The organism is Roseateles sp., assembly GCF_965229315.1.
Taxonomy (GTDB): Bacteria; Pseudomonadota; Gammaproteobacteria; order Burkholderiales; family Burkholderiaceae_C; genus Pelomonas.
Map to the genome: position 1 here is coordinate 3,540,337 of NZ_CBDDJA010000002.1, position 14,346 is coordinate 3,554,682.

General features: G+C 70.0%; 13 protein-coding genes. 7 read left to right on the forward strand and 6 right to left on the reverse strand.

Annotated elements, in window-relative coordinates:
• Positions 1-19 precede the first annotated feature (19 nt).
• Positions 20-1,960 carry a serine hydrolase domain-containing protein gene (locus ACO07H_RS21145; protein ID WP_422017826.1) on the forward strand — a complete coding sequence of 647 codons (1,941 nt, stop codon included), beginning with the start codon at positions 20-22 and terminating at the stop codon, positions 1,958-1,960.
• A 42-nt stretch (positions 1,961-2,002) separates the two neighbouring features.
• On the opposite strand, the gene ACO07H_RS21150 is transcribed toward ACO07H_RS21145, so the two are convergent.
• Positions 2,003-2,347 carry a hypothetical protein gene (locus tag ACO07H_RS21150; protein ID WP_422017828.1) on the reverse strand — a complete coding sequence of 115 codons (345 nt, stop codon included), beginning with the start codon at positions 2,345-2,347 and terminating at the stop codon, positions 2,003-2,005.
• Between the two features lie 266 nt (positions 2,348-2,613).
• Between ACO07H_RS21150 and ACO07H_RS21155 the strand changes: the two genes are divergently transcribed.
• Both ACO07H_RS21155 and ACO07H_RS21160 read left to right on the forward strand, forming a co-directional pair.
• A complete protein-coding gene (locus tag ACO07H_RS21155; protein ID WP_422017830.1) occupies positions 2,614-3,369 on the forward strand; it encodes a MerR family transcriptional regulator in 756 nt (251 codons plus the stop codon).
• Positions 3,366-4,646: an MFS transporter gene (locus tag ACO07H_RS21160; RefSeq protein WP_422017832.1), complete on the forward strand. Its 1,281-nt coding sequence runs from the start codon at positions 3,366-3,368 to the stop codon at positions 4,644-4,646. Before ACO07H_RS21155 ends, ACO07H_RS21160 begins: the two co-directional genes overlap by 4 nt.
• On the opposite strand, the gene ACO07H_RS21165 is transcribed toward ACO07H_RS21160, so the two are convergent.
• The 5 genes from ACO07H_RS21165 to ACO07H_RS21185 all read right to left on the reverse strand — a co-directional run bounded on the left by ACO07H_RS21165 (position 4,647) and on the right by ACO07H_RS21185 (position 10,560).
• Entirely contained in the window at positions 4,647-5,246 is a 600-nt protein-coding gene (locus tag ACO07H_RS21165; protein WP_422017834.1) for an NUDIX hydrolase, read from the reverse strand.
• A 99-nt stretch (positions 5,247-5,345) separates the two neighbouring features.
• On the reverse strand, positions 5,346-5,897 hold the full coding sequence (locus ACO07H_RS21170; RefSeq protein ID WP_422017836.1) for a chemotaxis protein CheW: 552 nt from the start codon (positions 5,895-5,897) through the stop codon (positions 5,346-5,348).
• Between the two features lie 47 nt (positions 5,898-5,944).
• Positions 5,945-7,651: a methyl-accepting chemotaxis protein gene (locus ACO07H_RS21175; protein ID WP_422017838.1), complete on the reverse strand. Its 1,707-nt coding sequence runs from the start codon at positions 7,649-7,651 to the stop codon at positions 5,945-5,947.
• Positions 7,652-8,018: 367 nt separating this feature from the next.
• Positions 8,019-8,654, reverse strand: coding sequence for a response regulator transcription factor (locus ACO07H_RS21180; RefSeq protein ID WP_422017840.1), 636 nt, complete (start codon positions 8,652-8,654; stop codon positions 8,019-8,021).
• Positions 8,638-10,560 carry a sensor histidine kinase gene (locus ACO07H_RS21185; protein WP_422017841.1) on the reverse strand — a complete coding sequence of 641 codons (1,923 nt, stop codon included), beginning with the start codon at positions 10,558-10,560 and terminating at the stop codon, positions 8,638-8,640. Before ACO07H_RS21185 ends, ACO07H_RS21180 begins: the two co-directional genes overlap by 17 nt.
• A gap of 111 nt (positions 10,561-10,671) precedes the next feature.
• On the opposite strand from ACO07H_RS21185, the gene ACO07H_RS21190 reads away from it, so the two are divergent.
• From ACO07H_RS21190 to ACO07H_RS21205, 4 genes are all read left to right on the forward strand, one after another.
• On the forward strand, positions 10,672-11,691 hold the full coding sequence (locus ACO07H_RS21190; protein ID WP_422017843.1) for a TRAP transporter substrate-binding protein: 1,020 nt from the start codon (positions 10,672-10,674) through the stop codon (positions 11,689-11,691).
• Between the two features lie 138 nt (positions 11,692-11,829).
• Positions 11,830-12,384 (forward strand): TRAP transporter small permease, encoded by a 555-nt coding sequence (locus ACO07H_RS21195; protein ID WP_422017845.1) that lies wholly within the window; start codon positions 11,830-11,832, stop codon positions 12,382-12,384.
• A complete protein-coding gene (locus ACO07H_RS21200; RefSeq protein ID WP_422017847.1) occupies positions 12,381-13,661 on the forward strand; it encodes a TRAP transporter large permease in 1,281 nt (426 codons plus the stop codon). The genes ACO07H_RS21195 and ACO07H_RS21200 overlap by 4 nt, the downstream gene beginning before the upstream one ends.
• A 133-nt stretch (positions 13,662-13,794) precedes the next feature.
• The gene (locus tag ACO07H_RS21205) at positions 13,795-14,334 is read left to right on the forward strand and encodes a c-type cytochrome (protein ID WP_422017849.1); all 540 of its coding nucleotides are present in this window, start codon (positions 13,795-13,797) and stop codon (positions 14,332-14,334) included.
• The last annotated feature ends 12 nt before the right edge of the window (positions 14,335-14,346 follow it).

A 14,346-nucleotide genomic window follows, 5' to 3' on the forward strand; every position in this document is an offset into this window, starting at 1 on the left:
TCCTCACCAAGGAGCCCCCATGCGCCGCCTGCTGATCGCTTCCCTGCTCGCACTGGCCTTCGCGGCCAGTGCCGACACCACCTCGACCGGCCACAGCTATTCGCCTCCCGAGGCGTTCACGCCAAGCAGCACCAACAACGTCCTGAAGTTCACGGCGCCCGAGGGCGACGCGACGGTCACCGTCGTGGACCTCGCGTCCGCCAAGGACGCCGCCGACGCCGTGGCGCAGGCCTGGCAGCTGGTGCAGCCCGACTTCAAGCGCACGCTGCGCCTGGCCACGCCGCGACCCAGCCGCAACGGCTGGGTGGACCAGCAGGCCTTCGACTACGAGACCTCGCCCAACGAGAAGCTGGTGCTGCAGGCCATCGCGCGCCGCGCCAGCACCGGCGACGGCAAGGCCTGGGTCGTGCTGCTGCTGCAGGCCGCCGAGGGCACGCTGGAGAAGCGCAGCGCGCCGATCGGCAAGTTCTTCAGCAGCCTGCGGCCCATGGGCTACGAACGCGAGAGCTTCGCCGGCAGGACGGCCAAGCCGCTGACGCCGGAACGCGTCGAGCAGCTCAAGGCCTTCATCTCCGAAGGCATGCGCCAGCTCGACGTGCCCGGCGTGGGCCTGAGCTTCATCGACGGCAACCGGCTCGTCTGGGCCGGCGGCCTGGGCGTGCGCGAGCTGGGCAAGCCCACGCCCGTGGATGCCGACACGCTGTTCATGGCCGCCTCCAACACCAAGGCCATGACGACGGCGCTGCTGGCCCGCGCCGTGGACGCCGGCAAGCTGCGCTGGGACCAGCCCGCCGCCGACGCCTACCCCGGCTTCAAGCTGGCCGACCCCGACGTGACGAAGAGCGTGCTCATCAAGCACCTGGTGTGCGCCTGCACCGGCATGCCCAGGCAAGACCTGGACTGGCTGTTCGCCGACGGCCGCGCGCCGGCCCGCACCACCTTCGACCAGCTCGCCGTCATGAAGCCGACCAGCAAGTTCGGCGAGGTGTTCCAGTACAGCAACCTGATGGTGGGCGCCGGCGGCTTCATCGCCGCGGCGTCGCTCAAGCCCGGCAAGGAAGTCGGCGCGGCCTACGACGAGGCCATGCAGGAGCTGCTGTTCGGGCCGCTGGGCATGAAGAACACGACGTTCGACTACGCCCGCGTCATGCGCGGCAACCATGCGATGCCGCATGGCGATGCCTTCGACGGCAGCACGCGCCGCGCCAGCATGGACCTGAACTACACCATCATCCCGGCCCGACCCGCCGGCGCGGTGTGGACCAGCGCGCGCGACTTCAGCCAATGGGTGCTGATGGAACTGGCCAAGGGCCGCGGCCCCGACGGCCAGCCCGTCATCAGCGAGGCCAACTGGGCCGAGCGCTACCGGCCGCAGATCATGGTCGGCGAAGACGCCAGCTACGGCATGGGGCTGTTCATCGACCGGCAGTACGGCATCACCATCGCCTCGCATGGCGGCGACATGCTGGGCTTTCACTCCAACATGATCTGGCTGCCCGAGTACGGCGTGGGCGTGACCATCCTGACCAACGCCGACGCCGGCGTGCTGCTGCGCGGCCCGCTGCAGCGCAAGCTGCTGGAGGTGATCTTCGACGGCCGGCCCGAAGCCGACGAGCGCCTGAAGGTGGCCATCGCCAACCGCAAGGCCGAGGCCGACAAGCAGCGCCAGTTGCTGACGCTGCCCATTCCCGCCGACGCGCTGAAGGCGCTGGCCGCCAGCTACCGCAGCCCCGAGCTGGGCGCGCTGCGCGTGCAGCGCCAGGGCGGCAAGATGCGCTTCGTCTTCCCGCACTGGAACAGCGAGGTCGCGTTGCGCAAGAACGAGGACGGCACGCAGAGCTACATGACCATCGACCCCGGCATCAGCGGCATCGAGTTCGTGCGCGACGACAAGGCCGCCAAGCCGACGTTGATCCTGCGCGACGCACAGCACGAGTACCGCTTCGTCGCGGCGCGCTGACGCGCGCAAGGCAGCACGCAGGGCGCCTGCCCTCGCTGCCGCTCAGCGGGCCTGCGTCGTGTGCAGCTCCACGCGGTCGACGCTGCCGTTGGTGCTGCGCAGCAGGCGCAACTGGCGGCGGCCATCGGGGCTGACCAGCAGGTCGGCGTTCTGCGCGCGCCACAGCTCCATCGGCGCGTCGTCGAAGCGCACGCCCAGGATGTGCTCGCCCACGCGCACGCGCAGCACGCGGCCGTCTTCCAGCACGAACTCGCCGCGCGCCTGGCGCAGCTGGGCGCGCTCGGCGTCCGAGTTGAAGGGCTCCAGCGCCAGCGCGCTCGTGGCGAGTGTGGCGAAGGACAGCAGCGTGGCCAGCCGGGTCAGCGGGCGCAGTAGGGGGGTGGTCATTCGGTACTCCTTGTGTTTGACCCCGAGGCATGCGCCCCGGCTCTGTGGCTAGCGCAAACCCCGTGCCAGCGCTCGCGCCGCGAAATCCGCCCGAACGCCACCCCAATGGCCCCAGCAAGGGGAATCCCGTAGGCCCGCATGCGCCGTACCCGGGAGTAACGCCCCATGAACGCGCTTTCAATGTGAGGCACACGACAGCGCTTGACCCTCATGCTGCGTGAGGCTTCATCATCCGCGCCGATTCGACCAACCGCCGAGGGGCCCGCATGGACTACACCGTGGGAGAACTGGCGCGCCGCGCCGGGCTGACAGTGCGCACGCTGCACCACTACGAGGAACTGGGCCTGTTGCGCCCATCGGGCCGCAGCGAGGCCGGCTACCGCCGCTACGGCGAGGCGGACGTGCTGCGCCTGCACCGCGTGCTGGCGTTGCGCGATGCCGGCGTGCCGCTGAAGGCCATCGCACCGCTGCTGGACGGCGAGGCCCCGCAGCCACTGGCCGCGGTGCTGCAGGCGCAGATCGAGCAGATCGAGGCGCAACTGCTGGCGCAGGAGACGCTGCTGCAGACACTGCGCAATGCGGCCAGGCGGCTCGAACTGCACGGCGACGGCGGCGACGCGATGCAGGTGCTGCTGGATGCGATGCAGATCCGCCGCGTGCACGAGCGCTGGTTCAGCCCGACACAGATGCGTGCGCTGCGCCAGCGGTGGCAGGCGCTGCCGGAAGCCGACCGCGATGCCGTCGAGGCCGAGTGGCCCGGGCTGATCCGCGACGCCCGCGCCGCGATGGACAGCGGTTGCGATCCTGGCGCGCCCGAGGTGCAGGCGCTGGTGCGCCGCTGGCTGGTGCTGCAGCAGCAGTTCATGGCCATCGCGCCCGGCATGAAGGACACGATGCGGCGCATGTATGCCGCCGAGCCGGAGCTGGCGCGCCAGTCCGGCGTCACGCCCGAGTTGATCGCCTACCTGCGCCGCTCGAAAGACACGCTGCCCGCCGAAGAACAAGCGCAGGAGAAGCCATGACCCCCACGCCCGACCCGCGCCGCGCGCTGTTCCAGAACGCCAACTTTCGCTGGCTCATGGGCGGCGGCCTGCTGTCCATGCTGGGCGACCAGTTCACGCTGCTGGCACTGCCCTGGCTGGTGATGACGCTGACCCGCGACCCGCTGGTGCTGGGCACCGTGCTGGCGCTGGGCAGCCTGCCGCGCGCCGTCTTCATCCTCGTCGGCGGCGCGCTGGCGGACCGCCATTCGCCGAAGGCCGTGCTGTGGCTGACCAAGTGGCTCAACGCCGCGCTGCTGGGCCTGCTCACCGCGCTGACGGCCACCGGCGCGATCACGCTGCCCTGGGTCTACGGCCTGACGCTGGCCATCGGCCTGGCCTCGGCCTTCAGCTACCCCGCCGCCAGCGCCATCCTGCCGCAGGCCGTGCCGGCGGCGCTGATCCAGCCGGCCAACGGCGTGCTGATGGGCGCGCGCCAGCTGGTGCTGCTGCTGGGGCCGGTGCTGGCGGGGCTGCTGGTCACGTCCGGCAGCGACCCGGCGCTGGGCCGCCACGGCCTGGCCTGGGCCTTCGGGCTGGACGCGGCCAGCTTCGTCGTGTCGGCATGGACGCTGGCGCGCGTGCGGACCACGGCGGGCGAGGCCAGGGCAGCGCAACCGGTGTTCGCCGCCATCGCCGAGGCGATGCGCGCCTGCTGGCGGGACCAGGAGCTGCGCGCCCTCTTCCTGTATTTCGCGGCCATCGCCTTCTTCGTCGGCGGGCCCATCCAGGTCGCGCTGCCGGTGCTGGCCGCCGAGCGGCTGCCCGGCGGCGCCGCGGCGCTGGGCGTCATGCTGGCCGTGCACGGGCTGGGCGCGCTGGCCGGCATGGCGGTCTCGGGCCTGAAGCCGCACTGGCGGCTGGCCACGCTGGGCGGCACGGTGCTGCTGATCGACACGCTGGCCGGCCTCGTGTTCCTCGCCTTCGGCCATGTGCACGCGGCCTGGCAGGGCGCGGTGCTGCTGCTGCCGCTGGGTGCGCTGGGCGGCTTCGTGCAGGTGGCCGTCTACAGCTGGCTGCAGCGCCGCATCGCGCCGGCGATGCTGGGCCGCTCGATGGCGCTGTTCATGTTCATCGTCATGGGCCTGGCACCGCTGGCCGCCGCCGCCGCAGGTGCGGCGCTGCGGGTGCTGGACGTGACGCAGCTGTTCACCGCGGCGGCGCTGTGCCTGCTCGCCGTGGTGGCCGCGGGCGCGCTGTTCACGCCGATACGCCGCATCGAGTACCCGCGGCCGGCAGACGGCGTGCAGCCCGGTTGATCAGCGCGGCGGCGCCAGACCCGCCGCCGCGAGCTTCCTCGCCATCCGCGCAAACCGCGCGGATGGCAGTGCCGCGAACTGGGCCAGGTCCATCCAGCGCACGCCCTGGACCTCGGCCCACTGCGGCTGCAGCGGCTGGCTGGCATCGGCGGCGAAGAGGTAGATGAAGTCGTGGTGCACGTGCGCGCCCTCCGCCTTGGCCGGATGGGCGGGGATGGCGTGCGTCTCGATGTCGAACGGCGCGGGGTGCTCGCCACCCCAGGGCAGCCGCGCCAGCGCGGCGATGCCGGTCTCCTCCGTCACCTCGCGTGCGGCGGACACGTCCAGGCGATCCTGCCCCTCGTGGTGGCCACCGGGCTGCAGCCAGCAGTCCAGCGCCTGGTGATGGATCATCAGCACGGTGCGGCGGCGGGAGTCGTAGACGATGGCGCTGGTGGTGATGTGGCCGCGCAGGTTGGCGCGCGAGAACACCGGGTCCGACACATCCGCCAGTTGCTCGGCCAGCGCGGCCAGCGACGCCGCCTCGCCGGGGCAGACCTGCAGGTAGCGATGGACTTCCTCCAGCGCATGCGCGCGCAGTGCGGGGGGCGGCAACCTCATGGCGGCTGCCGCGCGACATCGATCGCCATCTCGACGCTCCTGCTGTGACCGGGGGGCGCGAAGTGTCGGCGAAGAACGGGCCGGGCCCAGGCGGCGTTTTCAGTGCACCGCGGTATCCACCAGCCCCATGTCGGCGCTGCTCATCAGCGCGGCGATGTCGGTCAGGATGAGCATGCGCTCGACCTCGCCGTGCCTGACGCAGCCGATGCCCAGGATGTGCTGGACGTCCACCGCGGCGCTCATGGCCGGCGCAGCCTTGATGCTGTCGGCCTCCAGCGCGATGACGTCCGACACGGCGTCCACCACGATGCCGACCACGCGGTCCCGCAGGTTCAGCACGATGACGACGGTGAAATCCGTGTACTCGGCCGCCTGGCAGGACAGCTTCAGGCGCAGGTCGATGATGGGCACGATCACGCCGCGCAGGTTGATGACGCCCTTGATGAAATGCGGCGCATTGGCGATGCGTGTCGGCTCGGCGTAGCTGCGGATCTCCTGGACACGCAGGATGTCGATGCCGTATTCCTCGGCCCCGAGGCGGAAGCTGAGGTACTCGCTCGGCAGGGCCGCGACGGCCTGGCGCAGCGGCGCCGGGGTGAATGACACCCCGGACGGTGCCGGGGCTTGCGGGTGTTCGATGAGCGCGGTCATGGCAGATCCTTGGACATTGAAGGGGATGCGCGAGCGGCAGGTGGCGCTCAGAAGGTTTCCCAGTTGTCGGCGGCGCTGGCGGCGGCAGCCGGGGCCGGCGACTTGGGCGCGCTGGCGAGCCTGGGCTTGAACGCCGCGGGCGCAGGCGGGCTGGTCCTTGCGGCCGGGCGCGTGGCCGGTCGAGCCGTCGGCGTGGCGCTGCCACCAGACAGCTTGAACACGCGCACCACATCGGCCAGCGCGGCCGCCTGGTGCTGCAGGCTGTCCGCGGCGGCGGCGCTCTCCTCCACCAGGGCTGCGTTCTGCTGGGTCACCTGGTCGAGCTGGTTCACGGCCTCGCCGACCTGGCTGATGCCCTTGGACTGCTCGGACGTGGCATTGGCGATCTCGGCGATCAACTGCGTCACCCGTTGAACCTGGGCCACGATCTCGCCCATCGACGTGCCGGCCTCGCCCACCTGGCGACTGCCGACTTCCACCTTCTCGACACTGGCGCTGATCAGCGACTTGATCTCCTTGGCCGCGTCGGCGGAGCGCCCGGCCAGGCTGCGCACTTCGCTGGCCACGACCGCGAAGCCGCGGCCCTGTTCGCCGGCCCGGGCCGCCTCGACGGCGGCGTTCAGCGCCAGGATGTTGGTCTGGAAGGCGATGCCGTCGATCACGCCGATGATGTCGACGATCTTCTTGGAGGCGGCGGAGATGTCCTGCATCGTGGTCACGACGGCGCCGACCACCTCGCCCCCCTTGACGGCTGCCGCCGACGCCTGATGGGCGAGGCTGCTGGCCTGATTGGTCGTCTCGGCGTTGTTGCGCACGGTGCCCGCGATCTCTTCCATCGACGCCGCGGTCTGCTGCAGGTTGCTGGCCTGCTCCTCGGTGCGCTGGCTCAGGTCCTGGTTGCCGGTGGCGATCTGCGCGGAGCCGGTGGCGATGTTCTCGCTGCTGCTGCGCACCTGGCCGACGATGCCGGCCAGGCTGTCGTTCATCTCGCCCAGCGCCTTCAGCAGTTGCGCGGTTTCGTCCTTGCCTTGCACATCGACCCTGGAGGTGAGGTCGCCGGCCGCGACCGCCGTGGCGACCTGGACGGCCTGTTGCAGCGGCCGCGTGATGGTGCGCGTGATGGCCATGGCCAGTGCGATGCCCGTGATCAGCGACACGATGATCGCCGCGCCGTTGGCAAGCATCACGGCGCGGTAGCTGGCGGCGGCGGCCTCGCTGCTGGCCGTGGCGCCATTCGCATTGAGCTCGATGTCCTGAGTGATGACGCCGAGCAACTTGGCGAAGGACTCGGCCGTCCGGCCTGCCGCCAGCGCGCGGGCTTCGTCAAAGGTCGCGGCACCACCGTCTGACAGCGTCTGCAGCTTCCGGTCGTCCTCCTGGTACGCCGCCCACAAGGTCTTGATCTGCTGGAACAGCGCGGCCTCCTCCGGCGACGAGACCAGCTTTTCGTAGACGGCCAAGGTGGCAGGGAATTGTTTGTCGACGAGCTGGCTGTGGACCACGGCCTGGGCGTCCTTGCCCGCCTTGTCCACCTCGAGCAAATGGCGCAGGGACGTGCGGCGCACGGCATTGGCCTGGCCCTGCAAATCACCCAGCACTCTGACGCTGGGCAGCCAGTTGCCGCCCAGGTCGATGACGTTGGCATTGATCAACGACGTCTGGTAGCTGCCGATGCCGGCCACTGCGCACAGCAGCAGCAGCAACACGCCGAAGCCCAGTGCGAGTCGGGAGCCGATTTTGAGGTTGGTGAACATGTTTCGATCCGAGAGGTGCGCGCCATCCGATTGCTGAAGTCGGCCATGGCGCTTTGCCGACATCGCGTTTTTATCACTTTTGCATTTCGAAAGTATCAAATGCGCAGGGCAGGATCAGAAATGCCGTCGAGCGGCGGCATATTTCACACGCGGAACTACTGCAGCCCGGGCACCGCAACGGATGTGTTCAGCCCAGGCGCGGCGATGCGCCTGCCCGCGCACGAAGCAGGCGCAGGCCAGTGCCACCGGCGACGATCCGGCACACACCCGTTGATCGGTCATGCGCGGCTGCCGCGTTGACGCCCGACCCGCCCGCTTCGGCGGTGCTGCCCGCCAGGGCGCCGCTGTGCGCCGTCGTCCGCGGCGCCTACCGGCCCGCCAGCAAGGTCGCCACTTCCGCCGCCGAGCGCACGCCCAGCTTGGCGAAGACGCGCGCGCGGTGCACCTCCACGGTCCGCACCGACACGTTCAGCTCGTCGGCGATGACCTTGTTGAGCTTGCCCGCGGCCACCCGCGTCATGACCTCGCGTTCGCGGTCCGTCAGGCTGGCCAGGCGCGCGCTGCGCTCGGCGGACTGGGCGCCCTGGGCCTGCATCGCAGCGTCCACCGCCAGCGCCTGCTCGATGCGGTCGGCCAGCGCGTTGTCGCTGTAGGGCTTCTCCAGGAAGTCGAACGCGCCCTTCTTCAGCGCCTCGACGACCATGGGAATGTCGCCATGGCCGGTCAGGAACAGCACCGGGTTGCGCAGGCCGCGGGCCAGCAGCTCGTCGTGCAGCCGCGTGCCGGTCATGGGCTCCATGCGCACGTCGAGCAGGAAGATGCCCTTGGGCGGCCGGTTCTGCGGCGGCTCGGCGTCCAGCGCGGCGAGCAGCTCGGGGCCGCTGGCGAAGGGGCGCACGGCCAGGCCGCGCGAGCCGAGCAGGAAGGTCAGCGCGTCGCGCACGCCCGGGTCGTCGTCGACGAGATGGACGCGCCCCGCCGGGGCGTCAGTGCTGGGCGTCATGGGCAGGCTCCACCGCGTGGTCCTGGCGCGCGGCCAGGCTGAAGGAGAACAGCGCGCCGCCGCCGGAGGCTTCCTCGGCGTCCAGCACGCCGTGGTGCGCCTCTACGATGGAGCGGCAGATGGCCAGCCCCAGGCCCATGCCGTCGGGCTTGGTGGAATAGAACGGCGCGCACAGCTGCTCGACGCGCTGGCCGGCCAGGCCCGGGCCGTTGTCCTGCACGTCGATGCGCACGAACTCGCCGGCCAGCCGCGTGCTGACGCGGATGCGGCGGCGCTCCGGGCGGCCCAGCAGCGCGTCGGACGCGTTGCGCACGAGGTTGATGACGACCTGCTCCACCAGCACCGCATCGGCGCGCACCTCGGGCAGGGCCTGCGCCAGCAGCAGCTCCACCTGCACGCCGCGCTGCTGCAGGTCGCGCTTGAGCAGCTCCACCGCGGCACCGACGATGGCGTTCACGTCGCAGGGCTCCTGGCGCGGCTCGCGGCGCGTCAGGAACTCGCGGATGCGCGCGACGATGCGGCCTGCGTGCGCGGCCTGCTGGCCCAGGCGCTGCAGCGCGCCGCAGACGAGTTCGTCCTTCACGCCCAGCTTGGCCAGCGAGTTGGTCAGACCCGCGCCGTAGCTGGCGATGGCCGTCAGCGGCTGGTTCAGCTCGTGCGCCAGCGTGGACGCGATCTCGCCCAGCATCGTCAGCCGCGCGTTGTTGGCCAGCGTCTCGACCTGGCGGCGTTCGCGCTCCTCCAGCCGCTTGCGCTCGGTGACGTCGATGATGGAGCCCATCCAGCCGATCTGGCGGCCGCTGGCGTCCACCAGCGGCGACTCGAACACCATCACGTCCACCGTACGGCCCGACGCGTGCCGCCAGTGGGCCTCGTAGCCCTCGCGCGGCGCGTGGCCGGCGAGGTTGCGGCGGTTGCGCTCGGCCACCTCGGCCAGCGCGTCCGGCGGCCAGTAGGGCATGGGCGGCAGCAGGCCCACCAGCTGTTCGGCGGGCAGGCCGACCATGTCGCAGAAGGTGCGGTTGACGTACAGCAGCCGGCCGTCGAAGTCGCGCGCACGCAGCGCCACGAGCGCCGAGTCCTCCATCGCGCGGCGCCAGGCGGCCTCGGTGCGCCAGGCGCTTTCGGCGCGCTGCACCTGGCGCATCTGGCGGCGCGTGAGCCAGCTCGCCACGGCCACCAGCGGCAGGAAGCCGGCCACCAGCACCCAGGCCAGCGTGCGCGTGCCGTTGAACACGGGGTCGCGCAGCGTCAGCTCCAGCGCGGCGTCGGTCAGCGCGGCCTGCGTGAGCGGGCTGGCGCGCAGCGGACCGGTGAGCGCCACGCGGTAGCTCGGCCGCGGCGCCTGCGCGGCACGCAGCGGCGACTCCGTGGCGGAGGCGATGACCTGGTCGGCGCTGTCGACGAGCTGCACGTCGTACTTGCGCGCCAGCCACCACGGCACGCCGCGCTTGAGCAGCAGCGCCGGCGCGTAGCGCACGACGAGCACGCCGCCGGGCGCCACGGGCGCGGTCAGGTGCAGCGAAAGGCCGTCCTCGGAATGGCCGGCCTCCGCGTCCTCGGGCACCTCGGCCAGCACGCGGTTGAGATCATCCAGCCAGGTGACGGACTGCCACAGGCGGCGCAGGCCGGCATTCACCTCGGGGTGGGCCGCCAGCGTGGCACTCGTGCGCGGCTGGCCGGCCAGGCTGGCGGCGAGCTGGCGCAACTGGACCTGTTCGTCGCCGATGCGGTCGCGCAGCTGCGCCTCGGTGCTGAGCGCGTCGGAGATCAGCGTCTGGCGCTGCTGGTCCTGCTCCTCGGCCTCGTTGGCGCGCACCCAGGCCAGCACACCCAGCACGAAAATCAGGGATAACACCAGGGGCGCCAGCCAGAGGCTTCGGTACAGCAGCTCGCGCAGTTTCATGGTTCGCAGTCTAAGAAGCCGCAAGCGGTTGCGAAATGTGGAACTCCACAACTACCGCAGCCCGGGCCGGATCGGAAGAATCGCGCCCATACCAACCATTCGGAGACAAACATGGCTTTGCGTCGTCTCGTTCTTGCTTCTGCCATCGCCGCCGCGACCGCGCTGTCGGCCCTGCCCTTCGCCGCCCAGGCGCAGGCACCCATCATCATCAAGTTCAGCCACGTCGTGGCGCCCGACACGCCCAAGGGCAAGGGCGCGCAGCGCTTCAAGGAACTGGCCGAGCAGCGCACGGGCGGCAAGGTGAAGGTGGAGCTGTACCCGAACAGCCAGCTCTACAAGGACAAGGAAGAGATGGAGGCGCTGCAACTGGGCTCGGTCCAGATGCTGGCGCCGTCGCTGGCCAAGTTCGGTCCGCTGGGCGTGAAGGAATTCGAGGTCTTCGACCTGCCCTACCTGTTCAAGGACACCGACGCCTTCCGCGCCGTCACCGACGGGCAGCTCGGCGCAGACCTGTTCAAGAAGCTGGAACCCAAGGGCATCAAGGGCCTGGCCTACTGGGACAACGGCTTCCACATCATGAGCGCCAACAAGCCGCTGCACAACGTGGCGGACTTCAAGGGCATGAAGATGCGCATCCAGTCCAGCAAGGTGCTGGACGCGCAGATGCGTGCGCTCGGCGCGATCCCGCAGGTCATGGCCTTCAGCGAGCTCTACCAGGCGCTGCAGTCGGGCGTGGTGGACGGCACCGAAGGCGTGCCAAGCAACTTCTTCACGCAGAAGATCTTCGAAGTGCAGAAGCACATGACGCTGTCCAACCACGGCCACCTGGCCTACGCGGTCATCGTCAACAAGAAGTTCTGGGACGGCCTGCCGGCGGACATCCGCACCCAGCTGGAGGGCGCGATCAAGGACAGCACGGTCTACGCCAACGCGATCGCCGCGACCGAGAACGCCACGTCGCTGGACAAGATCAAGGCCAGCGGCAAGACCACCATCCACACGCCCACGCCCGCCGAGACCACCGAGTGGAAGAAGGCCCTGATGCCGGTCCACAAGGAAATGGAATCCCGCGTCGGCAAGGCCACCGTGGAGGCCGCCTACAAGGCAGCCGGCTTCGTCGCGCCGAAGTAATCGCTGCGCCAGGCCCTCGCCCCCTTGAGGGGCATGCCCCGCCGGACCGGCATCGCCGGCCGCGCGGGGATCGCCGCGGGCGCGGCGGCGCTGCAGCCACCCGACGTCCCGGCTCAACCGTCCCGTGAGGGAGCTTCCATGATCAATCGAGTGCTGAATCATCTCGAGGAGTGGCTGATCGCCTTCCTCATCGGTGCCGCGACGCTGGTGATCTTCATCGCCGTCGTGCACCGCTTCCTGTCCGGCGTGCCCTACATCCAGGACTACACGGTGCAGCTCAACCTGGGCTGGGCCCAGGAGCTGTGCATCTTCATGTTCGTCTGGATGGCCAAGTTCGGCGCCGCCTACGGCGTGCGCACCGGCATCCACGTCGGCGTGGACGTGATCCTGCGCAAGCTGCATGGCAACGCCTACCGCAGCCTGGTGGTGTTCGGCCTGCTGGCCGGCGCCCTGTTCACCGGCACGGTGGCGGCGCTGGGCGCCAACTTCGTCTGGCACATGTCGCAGACCGACCAGACCTCGGTCGACATGGAAGTGCCGATGTGGTGGGTCTACCTGTGCGTGCCGCTGGGCTCCAGCCTGATGTGCTACCGCTTCCTGCAGGTGGCCTGGAGCTTCCTCAAGACCGGTGAGCTGCCCCACCACGACCACGGCCACGTCGAAGGCGTCGAGACCGAAGGAAAGCCCGCATGAACAGCCTCATCATCTTCGTGCTGCTGGTCGCGCTGATGCTGACCGGCATGCCGATCAGCATCTCGCTCGGCCTGACCGTGCTGACCTTCCTGTTCACGATGACCGACGTGCCGGTGCAGAGCGTCGCGCTCAAGCTGTTCACGGGCATCGAGAAGTTCGAGATCATGGCGATCCCGTTCTTCATCCTGGCCGGCAACTTCCTCACCCATGGCGGCGTGGCGCGGCGCATGATCCGCTTCGCGTCCAGCATGGTGGGCCACTGGCACGGCGGCCTGGGCCTGGCGGGCGTGATGGCCTGCGCGCTGTTCGCCGCCGTGTCGGGCTCGTCGCCGGCCACCGTGGTGGCCATCGGCTCGGTGATCCTGCCGGCGATGGTCAAGCAGGGCTTCCCGAACAAGTTCGGCGCCGGCATCCTGACGACCTCCGGCTCGCTGGGCATCCTGATCCCCCCGTCCATCGCGATGGTGATGTATTCGGTCTCCACCAACGTGTCGGTGGGCGCCATGTTCATCGCCGGCATCGTGCCCGGCCTGTGCCTGGCCTTCCTGCTGGGCCTGACGACCTGGAACATCGCCCGCAAGAACAACTACCCGCGCCTGCCCAAGGCCAGCTTCAAGGAGCGCCTGCTGGCGTTCAAGGAGAGCATCTGGGGCCTGCTGCTGATCGTCGTCGTCATGGGCGGCATCTACAGCGGCATCTTCACGCCCACCGAGGCGGCGGCCATGGCAGCGGTCTACGCCTTCATCATCGCGGTGTTCGTCTACAAGGACCTGCCGCTCAAGCGCCTGCCCAAGGTGCTGCTGGATTCGGCCAGCATGAGCGCCATGCTGCTGTACATCATCACCAACGCGGTGCTGTTCAGCTTCCTGATGACGAGCGAGAACATCCCGCAGGCCATGGCCGACTGGATGATCAACCAGGGCTTCGGTCCCATCGCCTTCCTGCTGGTGGTCAACATCTTGCTGCTGCTGGCCGGCAACGTCATGGAGCCCAGCTCCATCATCCTGATCCTGGCGCCCATCCTGTTCCCGGTCGCGATGAAGCTGGGCATCGACCCCATCCACTTCGGCATCCTGATCGTCGTCAACATGGAAGTCGGCATGTGCCACCCGCCGGTGGGCCTGAACCTGTACGTGGCGTCCGGCATCACCAAGATGGGCATCAGCGAGCTGACCGTGGCCGTCATGCCGTGGCTGCTGACCATGCTGGGCTTCCTGATGGTGGTGACCTACTGGCCCGCGCTGACGCTGTGGCTGCCCAACCTGCTGATGAAGTGACCCGGCGCGCGGCCGCCTCGCCCCACGGCGCGGCCGCGCGAAACCGGCCACCGGTCCGCCGGTGAATATCTGCATGGCGGCGACGCCGGGGTCTGGATAGGCTGTGCGCCCTGTCGATCCACGGATGCCCGCCATGCCCTCTTTGCGTTGCCTGTCCCGGCTGAGCCTGCCCCTGATCGCCCTGGCGGCCGCGTTGCCGGCCCTGGGCCAGCCCGGCGAGATCAGCCGCGGCCGCTACCTCGTCGCCATCGGCGGCTGCGCCGACTGCCACACGCCGATGAAGATGGGCCCCAAGGGCCCCGAGCCCGATGTCGGCCGCGGCCTGTCGGGCCACCCGCAGGGCCTCGCCCTGCCCCCGGCGCCCGCGGCGCAGGGGCCCTGGATCTGGGGCGGCGCCGGCACCAACACCGCGTTCTGGGGCCCGTGGGGCGTCAGCTACGCGGCCAACCTCACGCCCGACCGCGACACCGGCCTGGGCAGCTGGACGGTGGAGCAGTTCATCGGCGCCATGAAGACCGGCCAGCACCGCGGTGCCGGCCGCCCCATCGCCCCACCCATGCCGTGGCAGGCCTACAGCCGGATGACGGACGAGGACCTGCGCGCGATGTTCGAGCACCTGATGTCGCTGCCCGCCATCAAGAACGCCGTGCCCGCCTACCAGCCGCCGCGCTGAGCAAGGCACGCT

Excerpts from the sequence above, each read along its gene's own strand:
- ACO07H_RS21185 (WP_422017841.1), bottom strand. The coding sequence starts at position 10,560 with ATGAAACTGCGCGAGCTGCTGTACCGAAGCCTCTGGCTGGCGCCCCTG.
- ACO07H_RS21165 (WP_422017834.1), bottom strand. The coding sequence starts at position 5,246 with ATGAGGTTGCCGCCCCCCGCACTGCGCGCGCATGCGCTGGAGGAAGTC.
- ACO07H_RS21190 (WP_422017843.1), top strand. The coding sequence starts at position 10,672 with ATGGCTTTGCGTCGTCTCGTTCTTGCTTCTGCCATCGCCGCCGCGACC.
- ACO07H_RS21180 (WP_422017840.1), bottom strand. The coding sequence starts at position 8,654 with ATGACGCCCAGCACTGACGCCCCGGCGGGGCGCGTCCATCTCGTCGAC.
- ACO07H_RS21145 (WP_422017826.1), top strand. The coding sequence starts at position 20 with ATGCGCCGCCTGCTGATCGCTTCCCTGCTCGCACTGGCCTTCGCGGCC.
- ACO07H_RS21175 (WP_422017838.1), bottom strand. The coding sequence starts at position 7,651 with ATGTTCACCAACCTCAAAATCGGCTCCCGACTCGCACTGGGCTTCGGC.
- ACO07H_RS21195 (WP_422017845.1), top strand. The coding sequence starts at position 11,830 with ATGATCAATCGAGTGCTGAATCATCTCGAGGAGTGGCTGATCGCCTTC.
- ACO07H_RS21155 (WP_422017830.1), top strand. The coding sequence starts at position 2,614 with ATGGACTACACCGTGGGAGAACTGGCGCGCCGCGCCGGGCTGACAGTG.
- ACO07H_RS21160 (WP_422017832.1), top strand. The coding sequence starts at position 3,366 with ATGACCCCCACGCCCGACCCGCGCCGCGCGCTGTTCCAGAACGCCAAC.
- ACO07H_RS21170 (WP_422017836.1), bottom strand. The coding sequence starts at position 5,897 with ATGACCGCGCTCATCGAACACCCGCAAGCCCCGGCACCGTCCGGGGTG.
- ACO07H_RS21205 (WP_422017849.1), top strand. The coding sequence starts at position 13,795 with ATGCCCTCTTTGCGTTGCCTGTCCCGGCTGAGCCTGCCCCTGATCGCC.
- ACO07H_RS21200 (WP_422017847.1), top strand. The coding sequence starts at position 12,381 with ATGAACAGCCTCATCATCTTCGTGCTGCTGGTCGCGCTGATGCTGACC.
- ACO07H_RS21150 (WP_422017828.1), bottom strand. The coding sequence starts at position 2,347 with ATGACCACCCCCCTACTGCGCCCGCTGACCCGGCTGGCCACGCTGCTG.